At 72.3% G+C, this 17,561-nt stretch carries 14 protein-coding genes; 6 read left to right on the top strand and 8 right to left on the bottom strand.

Translation table 11 applies throughout. The annotated features are described in order from the left end of the window. Positions 1-26 precede the first annotated feature (26 nt). Together EOE66_RS05515 and guaD are read right to left on the bottom strand one after the other, a co-directional pair. Positions 27-1,091, bottom strand: a complete 1,065-nt coding sequence (locus EOE66_RS05515) for a porin (RefSeq protein ID WP_128227682.1) — start codon at positions 1,089-1,091, stop codon at positions 27-29. Between the two features lie 116 nt (positions 1,092-1,207). Continuing rightward, the gene (gene guaD / locus EOE66_RS05510) at positions 1,208-2,560 is read right to left on the bottom strand and encodes a guanine deaminase (protein ID WP_128227681.1); all 1,353 of its coding nucleotides are present in this window, start codon (positions 2,558-2,560) and stop codon (positions 1,208-1,210) included. Between the two features lie 96 nt (positions 2,561-2,656). Between guaD and xdhA the strand changes: the two genes are divergently transcribed. The 4 genes from xdhA (at position 2,657) to EOE66_RS05490 (ending at position 8,394) form a co-directional block, all read left to right on the top strand. Then, positions 2,657-4,171 carry a xanthine dehydrogenase small subunit gene (xdhA, locus tag EOE66_RS05505; RefSeq protein WP_128227680.1) on the top strand — a complete coding sequence of 505 codons (1,515 nt, stop codon included), beginning with the start codon at positions 2,657-2,659 and terminating at the stop codon, positions 4,169-4,171. After that, positions 4,168-6,534: a xanthine dehydrogenase molybdopterin binding subunit gene (gene xdhB / locus EOE66_RS05500; protein ID WP_245478924.1), complete on the top strand. Its 2,367-nt coding sequence runs from the start codon at positions 4,168-4,170 to the stop codon at positions 6,532-6,534. Before xdhA ends, xdhB begins: the two co-directional genes overlap by 4 nt. Further along, positions 6,534-7,331, top strand: coding sequence for a xanthine dehydrogenase accessory protein XdhC (gene xdhC, locus EOE66_RS05495; protein ID WP_128227678.1), 798 nt, complete (start codon positions 6,534-6,536; stop codon positions 7,329-7,331). The genes xdhB and xdhC overlap by 1 nt, the downstream gene beginning before the upstream one ends. Positions 7,332-7,461: 130 nt before the next feature. Further along, entirely contained in the window at positions 7,462-8,394 is a 933-nt protein-coding gene (locus EOE66_RS05490) for a zinc metalloprotease (RefSeq protein WP_205702640.1), read from the top strand. 34 nt (positions 8,395-8,428) lie between these two features. Here EOE66_RS05490 and EOE66_RS05485 read toward each other — a convergent pair whose 3' ends face one another. Genes EOE66_RS05485 through EOE66_RS05475 form a run of 3 tightly spaced genes read right to left on the bottom strand, consistent with a single transcriptional unit; the run spans position 8,429 to position 11,907 of the window. Then, entirely contained in the window at positions 8,429-9,766 is a 1,338-nt protein-coding gene (locus EOE66_RS05485; protein ID WP_128227677.1) for a vWA domain-containing protein, read from the bottom strand. Between the two features lies 1 nt (position 9,767). Further along, entirely contained in the window at positions 9,768-10,859 is a 1,092-nt protein-coding gene (locus tag EOE66_RS05480; RefSeq protein WP_245478923.1) for an AAA family ATPase, read from the bottom strand. Between the two features lie 40 nt (positions 10,860-10,899). Continuing rightward, positions 10,900-11,907, bottom strand: coding sequence for a hypothetical protein (locus tag EOE66_RS05475; RefSeq protein ID WP_128227675.1), 1,008 nt, complete (start codon positions 11,905-11,907; stop codon positions 10,900-10,902). Between the two features lie 168 nt (positions 11,908-12,075). Here EOE66_RS05475 and EOE66_RS05470 point away from each other — a divergent pair, with 168 nt between their 5' ends. Both EOE66_RS05470 and EOE66_RS05465 read left to right on the top strand, forming a co-directional pair. Continuing rightward, positions 12,076-13,260 carry an acetyl-CoA C-acyltransferase family protein gene (locus EOE66_RS05470; protein ID WP_128227674.1) on the top strand — a complete coding sequence of 395 codons (1,185 nt, stop codon included), beginning with the start codon at positions 12,076-12,078 and terminating at the stop codon, positions 13,258-13,260. 2 nt (positions 13,261-13,262) lie between these two features. Beyond that, positions 13,263-14,693: a serine hydrolase domain-containing protein gene (locus EOE66_RS05465; RefSeq protein ID WP_128227673.1), complete on the top strand. Its 1,431-nt coding sequence runs from the start codon at positions 13,263-13,265 to the stop codon at positions 14,691-14,693. 21 nt (positions 14,694-14,714) lie between these two features. Here EOE66_RS05465 and EOE66_RS05460 read toward each other — a convergent pair whose 3' ends face one another. Genes EOE66_RS05460 through EOE66_RS05450 form a run of 3 tightly spaced genes read right to left on the bottom strand, consistent with a single transcriptional unit; the run spans position 14,715 to position 17,468 of the window. Further along, a complete protein-coding gene (locus EOE66_RS05460) occupies positions 14,715-16,172 on the bottom strand; it encodes a hypothetical protein (protein WP_128227672.1) in 1,458 nt (485 codons plus the stop codon). Then, on the bottom strand, positions 16,169-17,065 hold the full coding sequence (locus EOE66_RS05455; RefSeq protein WP_128227671.1) for an ABC transporter ATP-binding protein: 897 nt from the start codon (positions 17,063-17,065) through the stop codon (positions 16,169-16,171). Before EOE66_RS05455 ends, EOE66_RS05460 begins: the two co-directional genes overlap by 4 nt. Beyond that, on the bottom strand, positions 17,052-17,468 hold the full coding sequence (locus EOE66_RS05450) for a GntR family transcriptional regulator (RefSeq protein ID WP_128227670.1): 417 nt from the start codon (positions 17,466-17,468) through the stop codon (positions 17,052-17,054). Before EOE66_RS05450 ends, EOE66_RS05455 begins: the two co-directional genes overlap by 14 nt. Positions 17,469-17,561 lie beyond the last annotated feature (93 nt).

The following is a 17,561-nucleotide window of genomic DNA, read 5'->3' as shown; positions in this document are numbered from 1 at the left end:
CGGGGGCAGGCCGGCGAAGGCCGGCCTCAGAAGCGGTGGCGCATGCCGGCGGCCAGCGTGGTGCCGGTGCTGCGGCCGGTGTACTTGTCGCTCATGAAGATGCCGTAGAGCTCGGTGCGCTTGCTCAGGTTGTGGGTGTAGCCCAGCGTGATCATGTCGCTCTCGGGCTTCAGCGCCACGCCGCGGGTGGCAATGCTGCCCATGCCGTAGGCGGCCAGGAAGGCGCCCGTGCTGCCCACTGGCATGCTGGCGCTGAGGTTGATGTTCTTCACTTTCACCTTCGCCGTGGCGCTGGTTTCGATGACGCCGTACTGCACGAAGAACTTGGCGAACTTGGCGTCGAAGCTGCCGCCGAACTGGTAGGCGGTCTGGTCAGAGAAGCCCGGGAAAGCCGAGATGCCGCGGCCCAGCGTGCCCTGGGCCTGCACCTTCTGCCACGCCGCCGTGAAGCCGATGGGCCCGCCGAAGTACACCAGGTTGGCGCCCCAGTTCGGCCCGCGGGCCGTGGCAGCGCCTTCGCCAGCGGCCACCTGCACGTTGCCCGACAGGCCGCCGAAGCGCGGCGAGCTGTAGCCGATGCTGTTGTTCCAGCCCGAGTCGCCCACCAGCGGTGTGCCGTAGGGCGCGTTGTAGTACTGGCGGATGCTGGGCGAGTAGCCGAAGCTGTCGCCGAAGCTGTTGAACAGCAGCGTGCTGACGAACAGCGGCGGGCCCATGCGGCCGAAGCGCAGCGTGCCGAAGCCGCCCGAGATGCCCACGTTGGCGTTGCGGCCCCAGAAGCCGTCGACGCCGTTGACGCGGCCGGCCGTGCCGGCATCCACCAGCAGGAAGCTCTCGAGCGCGAAGTTCACCTTCAGGCCGCCGCCCAGGTCTTCGGTGCCGCGGAAGCCGATGTAGCTGGTGCTGAAGTTGCCGCTGTCCAGGCGCTTGACCTTGGCGCCGCCGGCCACCTGGAACTGGCCGGCGGCCACGTCGAGCAGGCCGTAGGCGGTGACGGTGGATTGCGCCTGCGCGCTGCCGGCGGCCAGCAGGGCGGCGGTGGCCAGGGCGGCCAGCGTCAGGGGGGACGGTGCGGTTCTCGTGGGGTGCATGTGGGGCCTCCTCGGGGCTTCGGGTCTGTCGGTCTTGTCGGGTTGCTGGCAGTCGTCTGCAGCGCCCTCCGACCAGCCCTCAGCAAGAAGCAGGCCTCATTTGTCATTGCGGTCGATCATCCGCCCCCACCGCGTCCTGCACGGCGTCGGCCGGCGACGTAGGTGGCCGCCAGCTGCCGCTCGTCGGCCAGCGTCAGCCAGGCGAAGACGCGCGCATGCAGCGGCTGGGCCGCCAGGCCCGGCACGGCACCGGTGGCCACGGCATCGCGGTGGTGTCCCACCGGGCCTTCGGCCCAGCGCCAGACGGCGAGGTCGGCCGTGGCGCCGGGGTCGAGGTGCCCGATCTCTCGGGACAGGCCCAGCGCCTCGGCCGCGCCGCGTGTGGCGGCGTGCAGCAAGGTCCAGGCGCTCAGCGTCGTGCCGCGCAGCGCCTGCACCTTGTAGGCCTCGGCCAGCGTGCGCGTCAGGCTCAGGCTGGTGCCGCCGCCCACGTCAGAGGCGATGCTGACGCCGTGGCCGCTGTCGACGGCCGCCTGCCAGTCGAAGAGGCCGCTGCCGAGGAAGAGGTTGCTGCTCGGGCTGTGCGCGATGTGTGCACCGGTGTCGCGCAGCAATGCCCTGTCCTGGGCATCCAGCCAGATGCCGTGCGCCAGCACGGCGCGTTCGTGCAGCAGGCCGGCGCGGTGGTAGACGTCGAGGTAGCTGCGGGCTTCCGGGAAGAGCCGGGCCACCCAGGCCACCTCGTCGCGGTTCTCGGCCACGTGGGTCTGCATGTAAAGGCCGGGGTGGTGGCGCCCCAGTTCGCCAGCCATCGCCAATTGTTCGGGCGTGCTGGTGACGGCAAAGCGCACCGTCACGGCGTAGGCGTTGCGGCCCTGGCCATGCCAGCGCTGGATCAGCGCCTCGCAGTCGGCTCGGGCGCCGTCCACGTCGTCGCGCAGACCCTCGGGCGCGTGGCGGTTCATCAGCACCTTGCCGGTGATCAGGCGCATGCCGCGCTGCGAGGCGGCTTCGAAAAGCGCCTCGGCACTCGCGCGGTGCACGGTGGGGAACACGACGGCCGCGGTGGTGCCGTGGGCCAGCAGCGCGTCGAGAAAGCGCGCCGCGCCCTCGGCGGCCACGGCCGGGTCGGCATAACGCTGCTCGGCCGGGAACGTGTAGGTGTTCAGCCAGTCCAGCAGCGTGGCGCCCCAGCTGGCGATCACGTCCAGCTGCGGCGCGTGCACGTGGGTGTCGATGAAGCCCGGCATCAGCAGGTGGCCGCGGTGGTCGTGCTGCTGCCAGTCGGGCCCCGGCGTGAACGTGGCCGCAGGCTCGGCACCCTGGATGCGGCCGTCGGCACCGACCAGCAGCCAGTGGTCGGGCCGGAAGCGCACGCCTTGCAGCGTGGGGCTGCCCCAGCTGGGCGGGGCGGTGAAGTCGAGCAGGTCGGCGCGCAGCGCCTGGGGGGCAAGGGCAGAAGAGGTCACGGGCGCATCATCGCCCAGACCTGGGCCCAAGCGGCAGGCCGAGCCCGGCGCGGGCCTTGCATCTGGCTTACCCTTGCGCCCGAAGTGAGTGAGCCCATGCCTGTCGAAGAAGTCCGCCCCGTCCGCTTTGTCCACCGCGGTGCCATCGTGGAGGTGGCCGACGCCGCGCCCACGCGCACGGTGCTGGAGTGGCTGCGCGAAGACGCCCGCTGCACCGGCACGAAAGAAGGCTGTGCCGAAGGCGACTGCGGCGCCTGCACCGTGGTGCTGGGCGACCTGGATGCGCAAGGCCAGCTGCAGCTGCGCCCGGTGAACGCCTGCATCCAGTTCCTGCCCACGCTGGACGGCCGCGCGCTCTTCACGGTGGAAGACCTGGCGCCGATGGCGCAGCGCTGCGGGGCTGGCGCCCTGCACCCGGTGCAGCAGGCGATGGTGGACTGCCACGGCTCGCAATGCGGTTTCTGCACGCCGGGCTTCGTGATGAGCCTGTGGGCCGGTTACGAGTTGCGCGTCGGCAGCGGTGCCGTGCCGACCCGGCAGGCGCTGGCCGACGAGCTCTCGGGCAACCTCTGCCGCTGCACGGGCTACCGCCCCATCCTCGACGCCGGCCTGGCCGCCCACGCCGCGCCCCCGGTGGCGCTGCCGCGCGAGCCGGTGCGGGCTGCGCTGGCCACGCTGGCGCAAGACCCGCCCCTGCACCACCAGGCCGGCGGCGTGCACTTCCACGCGCCGCGCACGCTGGCCGACTTTGCGGCTCTGCGGCTGGCGAAGCCGCAGGCGCGGGTGCTGGCCGGCAGCACCGACGTGGGGCTGTGGGTCACCAAGCAGTTCCGCGATCTCGGCGACATCCTCTACCTTGGCCGCGTGGCCGAACTGCAGGCGGTGCAGACCACGGCCACGCACATCCAGATCGGCGCCGGGGCCACGTTGCAGGCCGCCTGGGCGGCACTCGCGGCCGAGTGGCCGAGCCTGCGCGATGTGTGGCTGCGCTTCGCCGGGCTGCCGGTGCGGCTGAGCGGCACCATGGGCGGCAACGTGGCCAACGGCTCGCCCATCGGCGATTCGGCGCCGGTGCTCATCGCTTTGGGCGCAGCCATCGTGCTGCGCCAGGGTGAACGTGTGCGCGAAATGCTCCTGGAAGACTTCTATGTCGACTACATGAAGAACCGCCTGGAGCCTGGCGAGTTCGTGCAGGCGCTGCGCGTGCCGCGTGCCGTGCCAGGGCAGGTGGTGCGCGTCTACAAGATCAGCAAGCGCTTCGATTGCGACATCTCGGCCGTTTGCGCGGCCTACAGCCTGCATTTGGCCCAGGGCCGCGTGCAGCAGGCCCGCATCGCCCACGGCGGCATGGCCGGCACCGTGCGCCGCGCCCCGCAGGCCGAGGCGGCGCTGCAAGGCCAGCCTTGGGGTGGCGACGGCGAACCCGCCCTGCAGGCCGCCATGGCCGCGCTGGCGCAGGACTACACGCCGCTGACTGACATGCGCGCCAGCGCCGCCTACCGCCTGCAGGTGGCACAGAACCTCTTGCGCCGCTGCTGGCTGGAAACGCGCACCGACGCGCCTTGGCCCGAGTCGGCCGTGAACGTGTTTGCGCGGGAGGCCGCGCTGTGAACAAGCCTGCCGAGTTACCTGTGCAGACCACGCAGCCCGGCGCCGTCGGCCAGACGCGCCCGCACGAATCGGCCCATCTGCACGTGGCCGGTGCGGCGCCCTATACCGACGACATTCCTGAACTCGCCGGCACGCTGCACGCCGCGCTCGGCCTCTCGCCGCTGGCGCACGGTGTGATCGAAAGCCTGGACCTCGAGCGCATCCGCCAGCAGCCCGGCGTGGTGGACGTGTTCAGCGCGCGCGAGATCCCCGGCGCCAACCAGTGCGGTGCGCTGCTGCAAGACGAGCCCATCCTGGCGGGTGAAACCGGCGACACCCTGCGCTACCGCGGCCAGCCGGTCTTTGCCGTCATCGCCACCACGCGCGACGCGGCGCGCCGCGCGGCCGCGCTGGCGAAAGAGGTGGTGCGTGCAACGCCGCTGCCGCCGCTGCTGACACCCCAGGCGGCGCACGCCGCCCAGCAGTACGTGGTACCGCCCATGCACCTGGCGCGTGGCGATGCCGCCACCGCGATGGCCGCCGCGCCGCAACGCCTGGCCGTGGCCTTCGAACTCGGCGGGCAGGAACAGTTCTACCTGGAAGGCCAGATCAGCTACGCCGTGCCGCAGGAAGACGGCGGCATGAAGCTCTTCTGCAGCACCCAGCACCCCAGCGAGATGCAGCACCACGTGGCGCACGCACTGCACCGGCCGCTGCACGCGGTGCAGGTGGAGTGCCGGCGCATGGGCGGCGGCTTCGGCGGCAAGGAGTCGCAGAGCGCCGCCTTCGCCTGCGTGGCCGCGGTGGCCGCAGCGCGGCTGGGCCGCCCCGTGAAGCTGCGCGTGGACCGCGACGACGATTTCCTCATCACCGGCCGCCGGCACTGCTTCCATGTCGAAGCCGAAGCGGGCTTCGACACCGAAGGCCGGCTGCTCGGGGCCGAGGCCACGCTGGTCTCGCGCGCCGGGCATTGCGCCGATCTCTCGGGCCCGGTGATGACGCGGGCGCTCTGCCACTTCGACAACGCCTACTGGCTGCCGAACGTGGCGCTGCACGGCTACAGCGCGAAGACGAACACGCAGAGCAACACCGCCTTCCGTGGCTTCGGCGGGCCGCAGGGCGCGTTCGCGGTCGAGTACCTGCTCGACAGCGTGGCGCGCCGCCTGGGCCGCGATGCGCTGGACGTGCGGCGCGCCAACTTCTACGGCGTGGCCGAACGCAACGTCACGCCCTACGGCCAGACGGTCGACGACAACATCCTGCACCCGCTGGTGGCCGAGTTGGAGGCCAGCAGCGACTACCGCGCGCGCCGCGCTGCCGTGCATGCCTTCAACGCGCAGAGCCCGGTGCTGAAGAAAGGCCTGGCGCTCACGCCGCTGAAGTTCGGCATCAGCTTCAACGTCACGCACCTGAACCAGGCCGGCGCGCTGGTGCACGTGTACACCGACGGCAGCGTGCTCGTGAACCACGGCGGTACCGAGATGGGCCAGGGCCTCAACACCAAGGTGGCCCAGGTGGTGGCGCACGAGCTGGGCCTGCCGCTGGCCGCCGTGCGCTGCAGCGCCACCGACACGCAGAAGATCGCCAACACCTCGGCCACCGCCGCCAGCACCGGCAGCGACCTGAACGGCAAGGCCGCGCAGGACGCCGCGGCGCAGGTGAAGCGGCGGCTGGTGGCCTTCATCGCCGCGAAGTGGGGCTGCGCCGAAGCCGCGGTGGTGTTCGATGAGGGCCGCGTGCGTGCCCCGGGGCAGGACGCCGGCTTTGCCGAGGTGGTGCAGCAGGCCTACCTGGCCCGCGTGCAGCTGTGGAGCGACGGCTTCTACGCCACGCCCGGCCTGCACTGGGACAAGGCGAAGCTGCAGGGCCGGCCCTTCTTCTACTTCGCTTACGGCGCCGCCTGCAGCGAGGTGCTGCTGGACACGCTGACCGGCGAATGGAAGCTGCTGCGCGCCGACGTGCTGCACGACGTGGGCCGCAGCCTGAACCCGGCCATCGACATCGGCCAGATCGAAGGCGCCTTCATCCAGGGCATGGGCTGGCTGACGATGGAAGAGCTGATCTGGCATCCGGCCGACGGCTCGCCGCGCGCGGGCCTCTTGATGACCCACGCCCCCAGCACCTACAAGGTGCCCACGGCCAACGACTGCCCGGCCGACTTCCGCGTGAAGCTCTACGAGGGCGAGAACCGCCACGACAGCATCCACCGCAGCAAGGCGGTGGGCGAGCCGCCACTGCTGCTGCCCTTCAGCGTGTTCTTCGCGCTGCGCGACGCGGTCTCGGCGGTGGGCGGGCACCGCGTCGACCCGCCGCTGCAGGCCCCGGCCACCGGCGAGGCGCTGCTGCGCGCCATCACCGCCGTGCAGCGGGCCCCGGCCGACTGATGCTCGACCTGCGCAGCCTGGCGCTGCAATGGCAGGCTGCGGGCCGGCCGGCCGTGGTGGTGAGCGTGGGCGCCACGCAAGGCAGCGTGCCGCGCGAGAGCGGCACGCGTTTGCTGGTGGCGGCCGACGAGGTGCTCGGCACCATCGGTGGCGGGCACCTGGAACTGCAGGCCATCGCCGACGCCCGCGCGCTGCTTTCGAGCGGTGGCGCGGCCTTCGAGCAGCGCATCGCGCTCGGCCCCAGCCTGGGCCAGTGTTGCGGCGGCGCGCTCACGCTGCACTTCGCCCCCCTGGCGCAGGACGAGCCGGCCGCCTGGCAAGGCGAGCACCCGCGCTTCTTCCTGCAGCTCTACGGTGCCGGCCATGTCGGCCGGGCGATCGTGAAGCTGCTGGCCGACCTGCCTTGCCGCGTGCAGTGGGTGGACGAGCGTGAGAGCGAGTTCCCGCCCGGCCCCCTGCCGCCGCACATCGAAAGCGTCTGTGTCGATCCCGTGCAGGCCGAGGTGGCCGCCGCGCCGCCGGGGGCCTTCTTCCTCGTGCTGACGCACAGCCACGCGCTCGACCTCGCACTGGCCGAAGCCATCCTCGCTCGCGGCGACGCGGCCTGGTTCGGGCTCATCGGCTCCAAGACCAAGCGCGCGCGCTTCGAGCACCGGCTGCTGGCCCGCGGCTTTGCCCCCGAGGCGGTGGGCCGGATGGTCTGCCCCATCGGCCTGCCGGGCCTGGCGGGCAAGCAGCCCGAGGTGCTGGCGGTCTCGGTGGTGGCGCAGCTGCTGCTGGCGGCGCCGCCCCCGTGAACGCGGGTTGCGCCGCCGCAACGGCGCGGCGGTGCGGCCCGATTGACGCTGGCGCAGAGCGCCCTCCACACTTCAAAAGCCCCGCCATTTGTGGGGCAAAACAACCAGGAGTGAGGAAATGAGTCATCGCATGCTGCGTTCCATCACCGCATTGGCCATGAGCCTGTGCGCCTTCACGGCCAGCGCGCAAACCCGCGCGCCCTTCGTGATCGATGGCCACGCGTTCACCAGCCAGGACGCCTTCGTGAAGGCCGGCAAACGTTGTGCTTCGCCCGTCTTCGACATCGACCAGATGATGGAGATCGACACCTTCATCCTCAACAACCGCGGCGGGCCGAACAACCCCTTCCGCCCGGGCATGACGGAGCCGCCGCAGTCGGCCGTCACAGGCGGGCAGATCCAGGTCTACGTGCACGTCATCACCCGGGCCAACGGCACCGGCGGCGTGACGACGGCGCAGATCCAGCAGCAGATCCAGGTGCTGAACACCGGTTTCGCCAGCACCGGCTGGACCTACAACCTCGCCGGCGTGACCACCACCGCCAACGACGCCTGGTACACCATGCAGCCGGGCACCGTGGCCGAGACGCAAGCCAAGAACGCGCTGCGCGTGGGCACGGCCGAGACGCTGAACATGTACATCGCCGGCATCGGCGGCGGCCTGCTGGGCTGGGCCACCTTCCCGTCCAGCTACGCCGGCGCGCCCAAGATGGACGGCGTGGTGCTGCTGAACCAGTCGCTGCCCGGCGGCACGGCCGCGCCCTATAACCTGGGCGACACCGGCACGCACGAGGTGGGCCACTGGATGGGGCTGTACCACACCTTCCAGGGCGGCTGCTCGCGCAACGCCACCGGTGGCGGTGACCTCGTGGCCGACACGCCGGCCGAACGCTCGGCCGCCTACGGCTGCCCGACGGGCCGCAACAGCTGCACCAACATCGCCGGCAACGACCCGATCACGAACTTCATGGACTACACCGACGACGCGTGCATGTTCCAGTTCACCGCGGGTCAAGACGCGCGCATGGACGCCGCGTTCTCCGCCTACCGCTTCGGCCGGTGACCCCACGCAAGCGGGGCCACCGGCCCCGCTTGCGTCAGTCCAGCACCAGCAGTTTGCCGAAAGGCGGCAGCGCTGCGGCGTGCTGGGCCTGCACGGCCCAGATCACGGGCCAGCGTGGGCGGTAGTTCGCGGGGCCTTCCAGGTCGGTGAGCACCACGCCGATGTCGGGGCGGTGGCGGTCGGCCTCCTCCAGCATCGGCGTGAAGTCGGTGCCACCGCCGCCTTCGAACACGAGCTCGGCCAGCTGTGAACGGCCGGGCTCGCAGTGCGTTACCGCGCGCACGCGGTCGTCGCCCACCACCAGCGTGAGGCCGGCCTCCAGCCGGCGCGTGATCGCGTCGATCTCGCTGGCGAAGCGCCGCAGCACCGGCTCTTCGATGCTGCCCGAGACGTCCACCACCACCACCAGCCGCGGCACGCGGCGTGACAGGCTGAAGCCCGGCTCCCAGGGCAGGCGGTGGCCGGCGGCGTTGCGGCCCTGGTTGGCGATGTAGCTGCGCGCCGGGCGCGACCAGGCCACGCCCAGCTTGGGCGTCAAGGCCCGCGCCAGCTGCGTGCGGAGCACCTGCTGCCAGGGCGTGCGTGTGCGTGGCAGGTCGGCCAGCAGCGTGCGCAGCATCGAGAACTCGCCATCGCCGGCGTGCGCGCGCAGCAGGCGCTCGCCCCATTCGCGCGCGGCCTCGGCTTCGGCTTCGGGGGCTTCGCGCACCGCGGCGCTGGGGCGCAGGTCGCGCGCGGTGGCGGCGCCCAGCGCACGGGCGCGTGCGGCGCGCGGGCCGTCTTCGCGGGGCGCTTGTCTCGATGCTTGCGGGCTGCGCCCTTCGCCCTCTCGGCCGCCCTGGTGCGCCTGTGCATCGGGGTCGCGGCTGTTGCCACCACCACCGGCCGGGCGGCGGTCGTCCAGCGCGCGGTACAGGCGCTCGACGTCCCATTCGAGCAGCGATTTCTCCACCGGCTGTGCCAGCGCCAGCGTGGCTTCCAGCAGCTTGTCCAGCGTCACGCCGTCTTCGGGCAGCTGCAGCCAGGCCAGGTGCGAGAGCGCGCTGTTCACCACCGCATCGGCGCAGGTGTTGAAGAGCGTGAGGTCGACATCGCCCAGCACCGCCTGCAGCGCGAGAAAGCGCTGCGGGTGGCGCAGCGCGATGTGCAGCACCTCGTGCGCCACCCAGCCGGTCTGCTGCGCCAACGGCAGCGCGGCGAAGCCGGGGCCGTAGCGCAGTGTCAGGCCGTCGGTGGTGACGGGCGGCGGCGCTTCCGGCCCGGTGTCGTCCCGCGCGCCGGCATCGTGATGCCGCACCCACAGCGCCAGCCCGCCGGTGGAGGGGGCGTACTCCACCATGCGCTGCACGGCGCGCGTGCCGCGGTGGTCCATCTCAAGCGTTGGCTTGGCGCTGGGCCGAATAGCGGCGGTAGGCCGCGCTGTCCATCACGGTGGCCTCCAGCCCGGTCTCCAGCGCCTTCTGGAAGAGCAACTCCATCGCCAGCGTCTGCGCTTCGCGCAGCGGCAGGCCCGCGGCGGCGCCGGCGGTGTGCGTGGGCAGGGCTTCGACGATGTCCAGCGCCCGCGCCAGCACCGGTGCTTCGGTGCAGGCCGCCACCAGGCCGTAGATCAGGCCGTAAAGACCGTCCAGCGTGGTGGGCAGCAGCGCCAGCGTGGCCGCGCCGGGCGCGGCGGCCAGGATCTGCAGCACGTCGGCCCCGGCGCGCAGCTCGCGCAGCACGCCGAAGAACTCGGCCGCGTTGGCCGCGCCGATGCGGCCCTGCACGAAATGGCGCTGCACGGCCTCGCTCAGGCCGCTCTTCAGCACGTTGGAGATGTCTTCCCAGCCGCGCGGGCTGGCGCCCACCAGGTGATCGGCGGCCAGTTGTGCGGCGGTGTCGTCCAGCTTGTCGGGCCGCACCTTCAGGTAAGCCATCACCTCGGGCGCAAAACCCTGGGCCAGCGCGTGCGCGAGGAAGGCGTCGATGGTGGCCTGCACGTTGAAGTGGAAGAGCCGGTCGGCCAGCGCCGTGCCCATGTCGTGGCTGACGGCGCCGTGAAAACTCGCGTTGCCGGCGGCCACCACCATCCAGCCCTCGGGCAGGCGGTAGTGGCCCACCTGGCGGTCGAGGATCAGCGAGTAGGCGCTGATCTGCAGGCGCTGGTCGGCCGCGGTGAGTTCGTCCAGGAACAGGATGCCGGCCGGCATTTCGGGCCCGGGCAGGAACTCGGGCGGGAACCACACCGTCTTGCCCTGCACCTCGTCGGCATAGATGGCGCCGCGGATGTCCACCGGCTCGATGGTGGTCAGCCGCAGGTCCACCAGCGGCACGCCATGCTGCGCCGCCACCTGGCGCACGATGGACGACTTGCCCACGCCGCGCGGCCCCCACAGCATGGTGGCGCGCCGGCGCAGCAGCGGCTGCGCGAACTGCTCGGCCAGCGCCGCCTTGGCCGCCGCGATGCTGAGCGGCGGGATGTTCATCGGGTTGCTGTGCATGGGGCCCTTTGCCGCGTCGGCATCGTCAAGTGCTGCGCCACTGCGCCTGGCGCAGGCGCCGCGGCAGCGGCGGTATCTCCACGCGCGGCAGTTCGTTCAGGCAGAACAGCGCCACCATGATGATGGGCGGCGCGTGGAAGATCAGCATTCGGAACACCGATTCCTGCGGCAGGTCGGGCTCCAGCTTCGCGAAGGCCCAGGCGCCGATGATCATCAGGATGGCGCCCAGCAGCGGGATGCTGCGCCGCCCCGCCGCGGCCCAGCGCGCCGCGGCCTGCCGCTCGTGGAAACGCGCCGGTGGCTCGGCCAGGGTCTGCGCCAGGTGGTGCACGGCCCGTTCCAGCTTCAGTTCGCCGTCGCGGCTGCGCTTGAAACCCTCGCCCTGCAGGCGCAGGCGCGTCGTCCAGCCGTTCTGGCGCTTCACCAGCCGCGCCCAGCTCCAGCCCAGCACGGCCAGCAGGTCGTCGGGCAGGGCCAGGGGCTGGCCGTCGGCGGCCTCCAGCTCGAACTCGGCCGAGATGCCCTTCACCGGACTTTGCTTGTAGCGCAGCACCAGGCCGCCGGCGTGGGCCACGTGGGCCGTGGCCTGGCTCATCAGCAGCGGGGCGCTGGCGTCGGGCGCTGCCGCGCCCTTGGCTTCGAAGGCCAGGGTCTTGGCCACCAGCAGGCCAGGCCCGCACAGCAGCTGGCGCTGCAGCGGAACGGCGGCCACGCGCGCCAGCAGTTCGGCCGGCGTGCCGCCTTCGGCCACCAGCACGGCTTGCAGGCCGCCGGGCAGGTGCAGCGTGCGCGTCAGGCGCGGTGGGGCAGGGTTGCGGCCGCCGGGGCTGGGGATGTCGAGCTGCAGCACTTCCTGCAGCGCGGGGTGGCTGTCGGTGGCGGCGTGTTCGAGCGGCTTGAAGAGCAGCCGGCGCGCCGCGCGGTCGCTGGCGGGCAGGTCGATGCCGCGGCCGGCGCGCGTGAAGGGCTCCACCAGGCCCAGGATCTCGTGATGGCTGAGCGGTGTGACGGGGGGAGGGGGCGCGCTTCGCACGGGCGGCGGTGCCGCCAGCCGAACGGGCCTGGGGGGCTGCTCAAAGATGGCACGATTCTGCCCAAGCACGCCCGGGCGTGCCGGCGTGGGGCTGCGTCAGCCCTGCGCCAGCCGCCGGGCGCCCACTCGGTGCCGCACTTCTTTCAACACCCCCAGGAGACTTTCACCATGAGCACCCGCGACGTCGTCGTTCTTGCCGCCGCCCGTTCCGCCATCGGCACCTTCAACGGCAGCCTGGCCGAGCTGGAGCCCGCCGAACTGGCCGGCACCGTGATGAAAGAGGCCGTGCAGCGCTCGGGCGTCGACCCGAAGGCCATCAACTACGTGACGGTGGGCAACACCATCCCCACGGAAAGCCGCTTCGCCTACGTGGCGCGCGTGGCCAGCATCCAGGCCGGCCTGCCGATGGACAGCGTGGCCATGGCGGTCAACCGCCTGTGCAGCAGCGGGCTGCAGGGCATCGTCACCACCGCGCAGAACATCCTGCTGGGCGATTGCGATTACGGCATCGGCGGCGGCGTGGAGGTGATGAGCCGCGGCGGCTACCTGAGCCCCGCCATGCGCAGCGGCGCGCGCATGGGCCACACGCAGATGCTCGACATGATGGTGGCCACCCTCACCGACCCCTTCGGCGTGGGCCACATGGGCATCACCGCCGAGAACCTGGCCACCAAGTGGGGCATCACGCGCGAGGAGCAGGACGCCTTCGCGGTGGAGAGCCACCGCAAGGCCGCTGCTGCGATCGCCGAGGGCCGCTTCAAGAGCCAGATCGTGCCCATCGTCAAGCAGACGAAGAAGGGCGAGGTGGTCTTCGACACCGACGAACACGTCAAGCCCGCCACCACGATGGAGACGCTCGCCAAGATGAAGCCGGCCTTCAAGAAGGACGGCTCGGTGACGGCCGGCAACGCCAGCGGCATCAACGACGGCGCGGCGTTCTTCGTGCTGGCCGATGCCAGCGTGGCCGCGGCCCACGGCCACAAGCCCATGGCGCGCCTGGCCGGCTACGCCGTGGCCGGGGTGCCCAACGAGATCATGGGCGAAGGTCCCATCCCGGCCACCAAGCTGGCGCTGAAGAAGGCCGGCCTCACGCTGCAGCAGATGGACGTGATCGAAAGCAACGAGGCCTTCGCCGCCCAGGCCCTGGCCGTGGCGCGCGGGCTGGAGTTCGACATGGCCAAGGTCAACCCCAACGGCGGTGCCATTGCGCTGGGCCACCCCATCGGCTGCAGCGGCGCTTTCCTCGCCACCAAGGCCGTTTACGAACTGCACCGCACGGGCGCACGTTATGCGCTGGTGACCATGTGCATCGGCGGCGGCCAAGGCATCGCGGCCATCTTCGAGCGCCTTTGAGCATGGCCGCTTCAAAGAAGAAGGCCGCCTCCCCCAGCACCGAGCCCGCCTGGGCGGCGGCGCTGCCCTACCTGCAGCCCTGGCTGGCGCACCAGCTGCGCACCACCGAACAGCCGGGCGTCAGCGTGGCCGTGGCCCACCGGGGCCGCGTGCTGCTGAGCTTCGCGCAGGGGCAGGGTGGTGACGGCGCCAGGCTCACGCCGCGCCACCGCTTCCGCGTGGCTTCGCACTCCAAGACCTTCACCGCGGTGGCGGTGCTGAAGCTGCGCGAGCAGGGCCGGTTGAAGCTGGACGACGCCGTGGGCGCCTACGTGCCCGGGCTGCCGGCCGATGTGGCGGCGGCCACGCTCGCGCAGCTGCTCAGCCACACCGCCGGCCTGGTGCGCGACGGCTACGACGCCGGCCAATGGAGCGACCGCCGGCCCTTCCTGGACGAAGCGGCGCTGCGCGACGACCTGGCCCGCGGCGCGGTGCTGCCGGCCAACACGCGCTTCAAGTACAGCAACCACGGCTACGGCCTGCTGGGGCTGGTGGTCGAGGCCGTGACGGGCGAGCCCTACACCGCCTGGGTGCAACGCGAGGTGGTGCAGGCCGCCGGCCTGAAGGACACCGTGCCCGATGCGCCGCAGCTGGCCGACAGCACGCCTTTCGCCCAGGGCCACAGCGCCAAGTGGCCGCTGGGCCGGCGCGTGGGCATCCCGGGCCGCAACCCGACGAACGTGCTGGCCGCGGCCACCGGCTTCATCAGCACCGCGGCCGACCTGGCGCGCTTCTTTGCCAGCCTCGACCCCGACGCCGCCGACAGCGTGCTGACCCCCGCCAGCCGCCGCGAGCTGGTGCGCCGCCAGTGGCGCGACCCCTACGGCAGCGTGGAGCGCTGGTACGGCCTGGGCACGCTGAGCGGCGGCACGCCCGGTGGCGGCGCGGCGTGGGACCACTTCGGCCACACCGGCGGCTTCCAGGGCACGCTCACGCGCACCGTGTGCGTGCCGGCGCAGGGCCTGAGCCTGTCCATCCTCACCAACGCCGCCGACGGCATGGCCGGCGTGTGGGTGGACGGCGCGCTGCAGCTGCTGCGCACCGCGGCCGAACACGGCGCGCCCAGCGCCGCCGCGGCCGGCTGGGGCGGGCGCTGGTGGAGCCTGTGGGGCGCCAGCGACCTGCTGCCCCTGGGCAGGCGGGTGTTCGTGGCGAACCCGGGGCTCACGAACCCCTTGCTCGATGCGCCGCAGATCGAACCGGCGGCTGCGGTGGATGGCAGCACGCGCCATGGCCGTTTCGTGCAGGCCGGTGGTTTTGCGAGCTTCGGCGAAGCCGCGCGCCTGGAACACGACGCCCGCGGCCGTGCGCAGGCGCTGTGGCTGGGCGGCACGCGGCTGCAGACCGAGGCGCAGGCGGCGAAGGAGCTGGCGCGGCGCTACGGCGGGGGCTGAGCGCTGGGGCTTGCGCCCCGCTCAGGTCTCGACGTCGCCGGGCCTCGTCGGCGGGCGGCGCATCAGCGGCGCGAGGTCGGCGCGGCGCCAGGCCCGGCGGGCCAGCGCCGTGCACAGCGCGGCTAGCGCGAACTGCACGAAGAGGTAGGTGCCGTCGCGCGTGCCGAGCTCCGCAAGGAAGGCGGCCCCGGGACCCGGCGTCTGGGCCCAGGCCCACCGGGCGCAAAACCACAGCAGCGCGGCCCCGCCGATCACGAGCGCCGCCCGTTTCTGCGTGCCGAGTGCAGCGCGCAGCCACGCGGCCAGCGCCACGGCCAAGGCGAGATCGGCCACGACGGGTGGGGCGTAGCGCAGCGTCAGCTCTGGCAGCCGAGCCCAGGGCACGCCGGGCAGGAAGGGCAGCAGCGTGAACATCAGGCCCAGCACCGTCAGCACGAAGAGCAGCAGCGCCGTCATCGAGAGCAGCGTCGTGCCCACGATGCGCAGGCCCAGGTCGCGGCGGAAGTGCCCGCCGGGCGCGAGCAGCAGGCGCCAGTGCGGCGTGGCCCCGCGCAGCAGCAGCAAGGCCAGCAGCGTGAGCGTGGCCATGCGCAGGCCGTGCATCGCCGTGATGCTGCTGCCCCAGGCCTGGAAGACGTGCATCTGCGGGTTCGGGTTGCTGAGGTTCCCGGGCAATTGGCCCAGGATGATGGTCAGCCCCACGCCGGCCTTGCCGCCATCCACCAGCCGCCAGCGTTCGATGAAGGCCTGCCACCGCCGCCGCCAGGGCAGCAGCACGGCCGGGGCCAGCGGCAGTGCGCTCGGCGCCTGCTGCAGGCGCTGGTGCACCGTGTGCAGCGTGAGGGCGCCGGTGGCGAACAGCAGCATCAGCAAGACCAGGCCGTAGCCCTGCAGCCAGCCCCCCAGCCCCAGCGCGGGCAGCGCCGCGCGCGGCACACCGCCGGCCTCGGGCATCACCAGCACCAGCAAGGCCAGCCCCGCCAGCGCGCCCCAGGCCGCGGGCAGCAGCCGGGCCAGGGCCGCGGCCGCGGCGAGGGCCAGGCCCATCAGCGCAGCCAGCAGCGCGGCGGGCCACGCGGCCTCCAGCAGGGTCGCGCCCCAGGTCTCGGCTTCGGGCCGCGTCAGCACGCGCAGCAGCGCCAGCGGCAGGGCCACCAGGGCCCAGCTCAGCAGCAGTGCGCGGCGATGGTCGTGCAGCGCGCGCTGCCACGCTGGCAGCGGGGCCACGCGGCCCAGCCACACCGCGCGCTCGGCCCGCAACTGCGGCACGGTGAAGAGCGGCAGCGGCATCAGCAGCACGCAGGCCAGTGCGGTGAGGCCCGTCTGCCAGCCGGGCGAGACCACCTCGCCCTGGGCGGCAGCGGCCATCACCAGCAACACCGTCACGCCGTGCAGCAGCACGCACAGCCCCCAGAACACGAGCAGGCCCGACGGCACGCGGCCGAGGAAGCCCCGCTTCGACACCGCCCCTGCGCTCATGCGTTGAGCTCCGCAAAGAGGTCGTCCAAGCCCAGCGGGTGACCGGCAGCGGGCGGGGCGATGGCCGTGCGCGCGTCGAAGAGCACACGCACGCGGCCGTCCTTCTCGCGCCGGTGCAGCACGCCGGGGCCTTGCTGCAGATCCAGCAGCACGGCGGCGTGGGCCGGCAGTTCCAGCAGCCGCACGTGCTCAGTCAGCGCATCCCATTCGTCCACCAGCTGCAGCCGGCCCTGGCGCAGGAAGGCCACGTGCGTGACCACGCGTTCCAGGTCGCTGAGCAGGTGGCTGCTGATGAGCACGGTCCGCGGCGGCTGGTAGGGCGCGCGGCGTTCGAAGAGCGAGCGCATGAAGTCGCGCCGGGCCAGCGGGTCGAGGCTGGCCACGGGCTCGTCCAGGATGAGCAGGTCGGGGTCGTGCGCCAGGGCCAGCAGCACGCTGAGCTTCTGCTGGTCACCGCCCGAGAGCCGGCTGGCGCGCACGCCCAGCGGCAGTTCCAGCCGCGCGGCCAGCATCAGCGCGCGCCGCTCGTCGTAACCAGGGTAGAGCGCGCTGAAGCGCTGCAGGTGCTGCTCGCCATTGAGCCAATCGAAGAGGTCGGGCGTCTGCGCGCCGTAGCCCAGGCGCGCGCGCACGGTGTCGGGCAGGTCGAGCGAGGGCGCGCCCAGCAGAGTGCTTTGGCCCTCGCTGGGCGCGCTCAGCCCCACCAGGCAGCGCAGCAGGCTGCTTTTGCCGGCGCCGTTGCGGCCGACCAGGCCGACCACGGCGCCGGCCGGCACCTGCAGCGTCACGCCGCTCAGCGCGGTGTGCTGGGCGCCGGCCTGGCGGTAGCGCAGGCCCAGGCCTTGGGCTGCGATGGCGATGGGCGCGCCGTCGGGCGCTTCAACGGGGTTCATCGTCCCGGTCTCCGGAGGTGGGTGTGTGTTGAAGGCAGCGCTGGAAGAGCGACAGCGCCTCGCCGTCGGCAAAGCCCAGCTGGCGCGCCTGAAGTGCCGCGGCTTGCAGCGCGGGCTCGAGCAGCGCTTCACGCCGGGCTGCGCCCGCTGCACCGCCGGGCGAACGCCGCGCGGCCACGACCATGCCCATGCCCCGGCGGCGTTCGAGCAGGCCTTCGGCTTCCAGCAGGCTGTAGGCCTTGCTCACCGTCATCGGGTTGATGGCGTGCTCTTGCGCCAGCGCGCGCACGCTCGGCAGTTCGTCGCCGGCGCGCCACTGCCCACTGGCGACGTGACGGCGCACCTGCTCGACGATCTGCCGGTAGATGGGCTCGGGCGCCGAGGGCTGGATGCTGAAGCGCATCCATCTACTGTATTACTGCAGTAATACGGTAGTCAAGAAAGAACCCCGTCATGCAAGCCGCGGCAGCAGCGCAGCCTGCCGGCGGTGGCGATC

Origin of the sequence: Rubrivivax rivuli (genome assembly GCF_004016505.1) — a bacterium.
In the GTDB taxonomy this organism is placed as follows: domain Bacteria; phylum Pseudomonadota; class Gammaproteobacteria; order Burkholderiales; family Burkholderiaceae_C; genus Rubrivivax; species Rubrivivax rivuli.
This window is presented reverse-complemented; position numbering and strand designations above follow the sequence as displayed.